The following is a 7,100-nucleotide window of genomic DNA, read 5'->3' on the forward strand; positions in this document are numbered from 1 at the left end:
GTTAAATTAGTGATATTATTATAAAGAAAAAGACAAGTTAGAGGAGAGATAAAATGATAGGAGATAAGAAAGTATTATACAGTGCCATGCAGTCAACAGGTACACTTACATTAGGAAATTACCTTGGAGCGTTGGATAACTGGATTAAATTAGCAGATGAATATGAATGTTTTTATGCCATAGCAGATTTACATTCTTTAACAGTTAGGCAGAATCCGACTGAACTTAGAAAGAGAGCTAAGGACTTATATACATTATATGTTGCCGCAGGTCTTGATCCTGAAAAGAACTGCATTTATTTTCAGTCCCATGTTTCAGCTCATGCAGAACTTGCATGGATTCTTAATTGTTTCACATACATGGGTGAACTAAACCGAATGACTCAGTTTAAGGATAAGGCAGCTAAGCATGCAGATAACATTAATGCGGGTTTATTTACATATCCGTCACTTATGGCAGCAGATATATTGTTATATCAGGCAGATGTTGTTCCGGTAGGTGTTGACCAGAAACAGCACTTAGAGATTACAAGAGATATTGCTAACAGATTTAACGGAATCTACGGTGATGTGTTTACCATTCCGGAAGCTTATATTGGAAAGTCAACAGCTAAGATTATGAGCCTTCAGGATCCGACAAAGAAAATGTCAAAATCCGATGAAAATCCAAATGCCAGTATTTTGCTTATGGATGATCCTGATACAATTATCCGTAAATTTAAGAGAGCAGTTACTGATTCTGATATGGACATCCGTTATTCAGATGACAAGCCGGGAATACAGAATCTTATTAATATTTATTCCTGCATAACCAACAAGACAATAGAAGAAGTCGAAAAGGAATTTGAAGGAAAAGGATATGGTGATTTCAAATTAGCAGTAGGTGAAACTGTTGTTAGCAGATTAAAACCATTACAGGACAGATTCTATGAATTACAGAAAGAGAAGAAATATCTCGAATCCGTAATCAAGGAAAATGATGAGAAGGCAGCTTATTTTGCAAATAAAACATTAAGAAAAGTTCAAAAGAAAGTCGGACTTACAGAGAAAATTAGATAATGATAAGAAATATTTTAATGGATTTAGATGAAACTATTCTGGATTTTACTAAATGTGAAAATGTGGCAATAGCGGAAACATTTAAGAAAATTGGCATTGAGCCCACTTCCGAAAATGTTAAAAGATACAGCGCTATAAATGACTTACATTGGAAGAGGCTTGAACGTAAGGAAATAACCCGTCAGGAGGTTTTGATAGGCAGATTCAATATGCTTTTTAATGAACTTGGAGTTTCATATTCAGGCGAAAAGGCAAATGAAATATACAAGAAATGTCTGGGAAATCAAAGTTTCTTTATAGATGGGGCATTAGAGACGGTGAAAGAGCTTTGCAAAAAGTATAATTTGTACATTGTATCCAACGGAACAGCTGTAGTTCAGGACAGCCGTATAGAAAAGGCAAAGTTAGCAACGTATTTTAAGAAGATTTTTATTTCGGAAAAGTTAGGAGTTAATAAGCCTGATGCACGATTCTTTGAACTGTGTTTTAAGGAAATGCCCGGTATAAAGAAAGAGGAGACAGTAATAGTAGGAGACAGCCTTACATCGGATATGTTAGGTGGAGAAAATGCCGGAATTAAAAATATCTGGTATAACCCGAAAAGTCAGAAGAATACTCTTGGAGTAAGCATCTGGCGTGAAATACATAGCCTTGATGAAATTGATGGTATAATAACAGAATGAATTTATATAAAAGCTTATATTGGCAGTTACACTACAGGTGGAAACCCATATAGGCTTTTTATTTAGTTTGATTAAAATTGAATAAATAAAGGAATTTGTTCTACTGAACAAAAACGATTACAAAATAATGACTAAAAAATAAACAATTAAAAGAATTAAAAACGTGCATATTTCACAAAAATATACATAAACCCCTTTTTATTATGTTCATAATAACAAAAAATGTGGAAAGGTTTAACGTTAAATGTTATAATATTGAACACAAATCCTTAATTGGGAGGAATTTGGTTATAAAAAATGAAAGAGAGGGTTATTAATGAGAAAAATTTTAAGACGGGCATTAGCAATAGTGTTAACGGCAGTAACTATTGTTCAGCCTATGGCAGGTTATCCCAGAATAGCTAAGGCAGCAGATGATAATGCTTCAATTAGTATTAACGGATACCAGATTAGTTCTATAGTGGAAGGTTACAGAACTATTTACACATTAAGTGATTCAAAATCACAGGTCGCTGTAAACAGCGATGGTTCAGCTAAGGTTGGACTTATTTATGGTATTGGCGATAGTGTAAGCAACGCTGATACTGATTTGGTAATTGGTAATGTAGGTGGCAACATTATTAACAGTAGTGCCAGCATTACCGGAAAAAGTGATATTAATTATGGTAAGGATTCCTCAGACCAGAGTTATGTAATGACAATGAAGTTTGGAGATAGTGCATCGGCAGCATTTTATAATGCAAAAATTTATGTAAGAGCATATGCACAGCTTAAAAATGGCTCATATATATATAGTAATGCAAAGTCTCTTACAATTTACAAACTTGCAGATTATCTTTACAAGAACATTATGATGAGTAATGCTCAGGGACATAGTTATTTATATGACAGCATTTTGTCTGTTACAAACAGCTCATATAAGGAAGTCAGCTATGATTGGAACCATGCAATTGTTCCGGCAGAAAGTTCAACTCCTAAGCCAACGATAGCACCTACAGAGAAGCCTACAGAGGAACCTTCATCAGAAACACCTGTAAATCCTGATCCGGATGATCCTGATGAAATTACAAATCTTTCCAAGGGAAAGACAGGAACAGCATCATCTACAGTTCATACATTCGTTGCAGCTAATGCATTTGATGGAAACACAGATACATATTGGGAAGGTTCAGGTGTTAATCAGACATTATCAGTTGATTTAGGTGCTGATGCTACACTTTCATACATTGTTGTTAAGTTAAATCCAAGCAGTGCATGGGGCGCAAGAACACAGAAAATTGAAGTGTTAGGTCATACACAGTATGCTACAGAATATACAACATTAGTTGCAGCAGCAGATTACAAGTTTGATCCTATATCAGGAAATCAGATTAAAATTCCTGTAACAGGAAAGGCATCAGATGTTCAGCTTAAGTTTGTATCTAATACAGGTGCAGGCGGTGGACAGGCAGCTGAAGTAGAAGTATACGGTATTCCGGCTGATAACCCTGACTTTGTTATTACAGGATTAACAGCTAACAAAACATCTCTTTATGAAAATGAAGACCTTATTCTTTCAGCTGTAGTTAAGAACAGAGGAACATTAAGCTCAAAGGCTTCAACTATTACATTCTATCAGGACGACAAGAAGATTGGTACATCAGATGTTAAGGCTTTAGCGGCAGGAGAAAGCACAACAATCAGATTTAATGCAGGAAACCTTGATGCAGGTGAATATGATATATCAGCAGTTGTTGATGAAGACAATCAGGTTATCGAAAAGAGAGAAGACAATAATTCACTTGCAATGTCAGGTAAGGTAACTGTTAAGGAAGTAGAGAGCGTAGATATTGTTCCTATAGCTTCATGGTCACCTTCAAACCCTGGTATTGGTGATGAAGTTGACTTTACAGTAACTGTATCTAACAAGGGAAATCAGAACACAGCTGATTCAAACAGAACATTTACAGTTAAAATTAAAGATGAAAACGGAAGTGTTGTTAAGACATTATCAAGTGTTGTTTCAGGAAAGATTAATGTAGGCGAAAGCATTACAACAGATTTGGGAAAATGGACAGCAGCTGATGGTAAATACACAATTGAAACTTCTGTAACAGCTGATAGCGGAGAGCTTGACGTTAAACAGAAAAACAATACAGTTTCTTCTTCATTGTATGTAGGACGTGGAGCAAACATGCCATTCGTTACAGTTGAAGCAGAAGCTTTAAGCAACAAGACAACAGGTACAAGACTTGCACCAAACAGAAAACTTGCAGATTATGCCGGTGAAGCTTCAGGACGTTCAGCAGTATTACTTGATTCAAATGGAGAATATGTTGAGTTTACACTTCCATCAGCAACAAATGCAATTGTTCTTCGTGCTTCTATTCCAAAGGGAACAAACGGAACAGTAAGTGTATACGCTGACAATACAAAGATTGGTAAAATTAATCTTACAACAGATTATTCATATCATATGGGTTCACCTTCATCACTTGGTCAGTTAGGATACAGTGACAGTGGAGATACAGCATATTGGTTATATGATGATGGACAGCTTCTTTTAGACAAGACATATCCAGCAGGAACTAAACTTAAGATTCAGAAAGATTCTGATGATGTTGAGTGGGTATACTGCGATATGGTAGAATTTGAAAAGGTTGCAGCACCATTAGAAAATCCGGATCCAAGCAAGTACTTAGATGCTTCAAATTATCAGACATTAGAAGCAGCTGTAAACGCAGCACGTATGAGCAGCACGTATACAGGTGTTTATATCCCGGCAGGTGAATGGACAATGACAGGTCAGATTACATTATACGGAAAAGCACTTGATATTGTAGGTGCCGGAATGTGGTATACAAAACTCGTTCCTGCAGGATCAAATGGTAGTGCAGGTTTTTCAATCCAGAGTGGAACAGACGGAACAAAGATTCGTGAATTATCTGCTTGGAGTAAGAGAAGAAACAGAAGTGACGGACCGGAAGGTAAGTTCATTAATACAGCAGCAGGAGTAAATCATATTACAGTTGATAATGTTTGGATTGAACATTTTACATGTTTATATTGGGGACAGAATGCTTCATACAACACATTCACAAATTGCCGTATGAAGAACACATTAGCCGATGGTATTAACATGACAAACGGTTCAAACTACAACGTAATTAGTAACTGTTACGCAAGAGGTACAGGTGATGACTCATTCGCATTATTTAGTGCAGCTGATGCAGGCGGAAGCATTAACACAGGAAATGCTTACTCTAACCTGACAGCAGTTTGTGTAAGAAGAGCAGCAGCGTTTGCTATTTATGGTGGTGAAGACAACACATTCAAGAACCTCTATGCAGCAGATACACTTACATACCCTGGTCTTACAATTAACAGCTATTCATTTGGATACCAGGCATATGGATTTGGAAGCAAGATGACATATGTTGATGGAATCACAATGGACAGATGTGGTGGAGATTACTGGACAAGCGTTGGTTCAGATGACCATATTAATGATTATCAGAACTTCGGTGCTATATGGGTATACTCAGGTGATAAGGAACTTAAGAACATCACAATGAGCAACATTGATATTAATGATCCTACATACTTCGGTATTATGATTCAGACAATGTACTCAGGAAGTGCTCTTCATACAATGAGCAATGTAAACTTCAAGGATATTACAATTAATAATCCGGGAAGATACGGTATTAAGTTTAACATTCGTGCAGAGCAGGGACAGGGACCTGTTGTAGGTTCATTCAACTTTGACAATGTTAACGTAAACAATCCGGGAGTTCAGTCAATGTATGGATTAAGCGGATGTCCTGATTGTACAGTTACAAAGACAAACTGCAACTGGTAAAACAGTAAATAATGAAATAATAAAGAAAATGGTTTGGAGCCTTAAAAAGCTTCAAACCATTTTTGCTATAATTGGAATAATGTAATCGTAAAATAGAGATAAGTTTTATTGGCAAGCAAAATGAAAAAATAGGCAGTTGGAAAATGAAAAATTCATAATCCAACTGCCTGAAATTCTTCTAAGATAAATATCACGTTCCCAGGTATGAAAAGTGCATATAATCTTTACGGTTACCCCAGAAACCACGGCTGAATCCGTATTTATTAAGGATAGAAACTAACTTACATTTTAAAGGTATGGAGTATCTGCTTTTTTTAGGCTTCCAGAAGGAACCGGCTAAAACCTGTCCGTTGTCTATCATATAGTTTTCATTTGAATTAATATCAAAAGCAGTTCCAATGCAGTGTTCTGATGCAGAACCCTTTCCACGCCAGTTATAGCAACCTATGTCATGAATAGGAAATCTTTCTTTGGATTTGTAGATTTCCTTAAACATCTGCTTAACAGATGGAGCGAGGTTTTTATGAACTCTGACGTAGAATGTACGGGTAAACTTTTTGCCTTTTGAATTTACATCCCAAACCTTGATTTTTACTTCCTTCATGTTTTTACCTGCTTTTGAAGCTGTAGAATACCATGTATTTTTACTGTTCCCAAACAGTCTGTGAATACGACTTTCGTAGGATTCGTTGGCATATGTAAAATAATCACAATATTTCTCATAAATTGAAGGCTCAACGCTAATAAGATTTTTTCCGGAAAGCTTTTTATAACCATAGACCTTATAGAAGTATGCAACACCGTTTTTTAATTTTTTATGGGTGAGACTTGTAGTGTTTTTATTTGAAATGGTTTTTAACTTTTTGTACTTTCCATTATATTTAGTTGAGTAATATACAATATAGCCGTCTGCATCAGAAAGCTTTTTCCATGTCAGTGTATTGGTAGACTTTTTCTTAGAAACAGCTTTGGTAATGCGGGTGGCATCAATTGTTGCCTGACCATATTTATAGCCTGAAAATGAACCATAATAGGTTGTGCCAAGATATGTTACATAAGGTCTTACCTTGTAATAGTAGGTTTTGCCAACAGTCAGGTTTTTGTCAGTAAAAGAAAGCACTGTTGTAAAATCGTAGAAATAATACCGGTCATTTTTAATACTTTTAATTAAAGTGTAGGTGCCATTTGGAGCATCGCTTCGATACAAACCATAGCCCTCTGCATCATCAGAAATACTGAAAGTAACCTGCAATCCGTGAAATTTAACCGGCTTTACCGACTTAATGTATGTTGTATTAAGGGGAATAGTAGCATGAGCAAATGCCGGTTCGCTGTACACATCTTCATAATTATCATCGTATTTAACAGTAACTATTTTATAATAATATGTAACCTGGGTATAAGGGTTGTAATCTGTGAAATGAGTAGTATATACAGTATCATAATAATCATATTCACCATCCGGTGTAATGGAACGGTATATCATAAAGTATTCATAATCACTATTTTTTACACTCC

The 7,100-nt window shown here is 35.8% G+C and carries 4 protein-coding genes; 3 read left to right on the top strand and 1 reads right to left on the bottom strand.

From position 1 onward, the window contains the following. Positions 1-53: 53 nt before the first annotated feature. From trpS to Q5O30_RS10870, 3 genes are all read left to right on the top strand, one after another. Positions 54-1,058 (top strand): tryptophan--tRNA ligase, encoded by a 1,005-nt coding sequence (gene trpS, locus Q5O30_RS10860; RefSeq protein ID WP_021953770.1) that lies wholly within the window; start codon positions 54-56, stop codon positions 1,056-1,058. Continuing rightward, entirely contained in the window at positions 1,058-1,741 is a 684-nt protein-coding gene (locus Q5O30_RS10865) for a YjjG family noncanonical pyrimidine nucleotidase (RefSeq protein WP_021953771.1), read from the top strand. The genes trpS and Q5O30_RS10865 overlap by 1 nt, the downstream gene beginning before the upstream one ends. Before the next feature lie 316 nt (positions 1,742-2,057). Then, entirely contained in the window at positions 2,058-5,582 is a 3,525-nt protein-coding gene (locus Q5O30_RS10870; RefSeq protein WP_021953772.1) for a CARDB domain-containing protein, read from the top strand. A gap of 190 nt (positions 5,583-5,772) precedes the next feature. On the opposite strand, the gene Q5O30_RS10875 is transcribed toward Q5O30_RS10870, so the two are convergent. Next, positions 5,773-7,100 (bottom strand): M15 family metallopeptidase (locus tag Q5O30_RS10875; protein WP_302674705.1); only part of this gene is annotated, 1,328 nt, incomplete at its 5' end.

The organism is Eubacterium sp. CAG:161 (genome assembly GCF_000432355.1).
Classification (GTDB): domain Bacteria; phylum Bacillota; class Clostridia; order Lachnospirales; family Lachnospiraceae; genus Eubacterium_G; species Eubacterium_G segne.

Coding starts and splice junctions, on each gene's coding strand:
- trpS (WP_021953770.1), top strand. CDS start 54: ATGATAGGAGATAAGAAAGTATTATACAGTGCCATGCAGTCAACAGGT.
- Q5O30_RS10865 (WP_021953771.1), top strand. CDS start 1,058: ATGATAAGAAATATTTTAATGGATTTAGATGAAACTATTCTGGATTTT.
- Q5O30_RS10870 (WP_021953772.1), top strand. CDS start 2,058: ATGAGAAAAATTTTAAGACGGGCATTAGCAATAGTGTTAACGGCAGTA.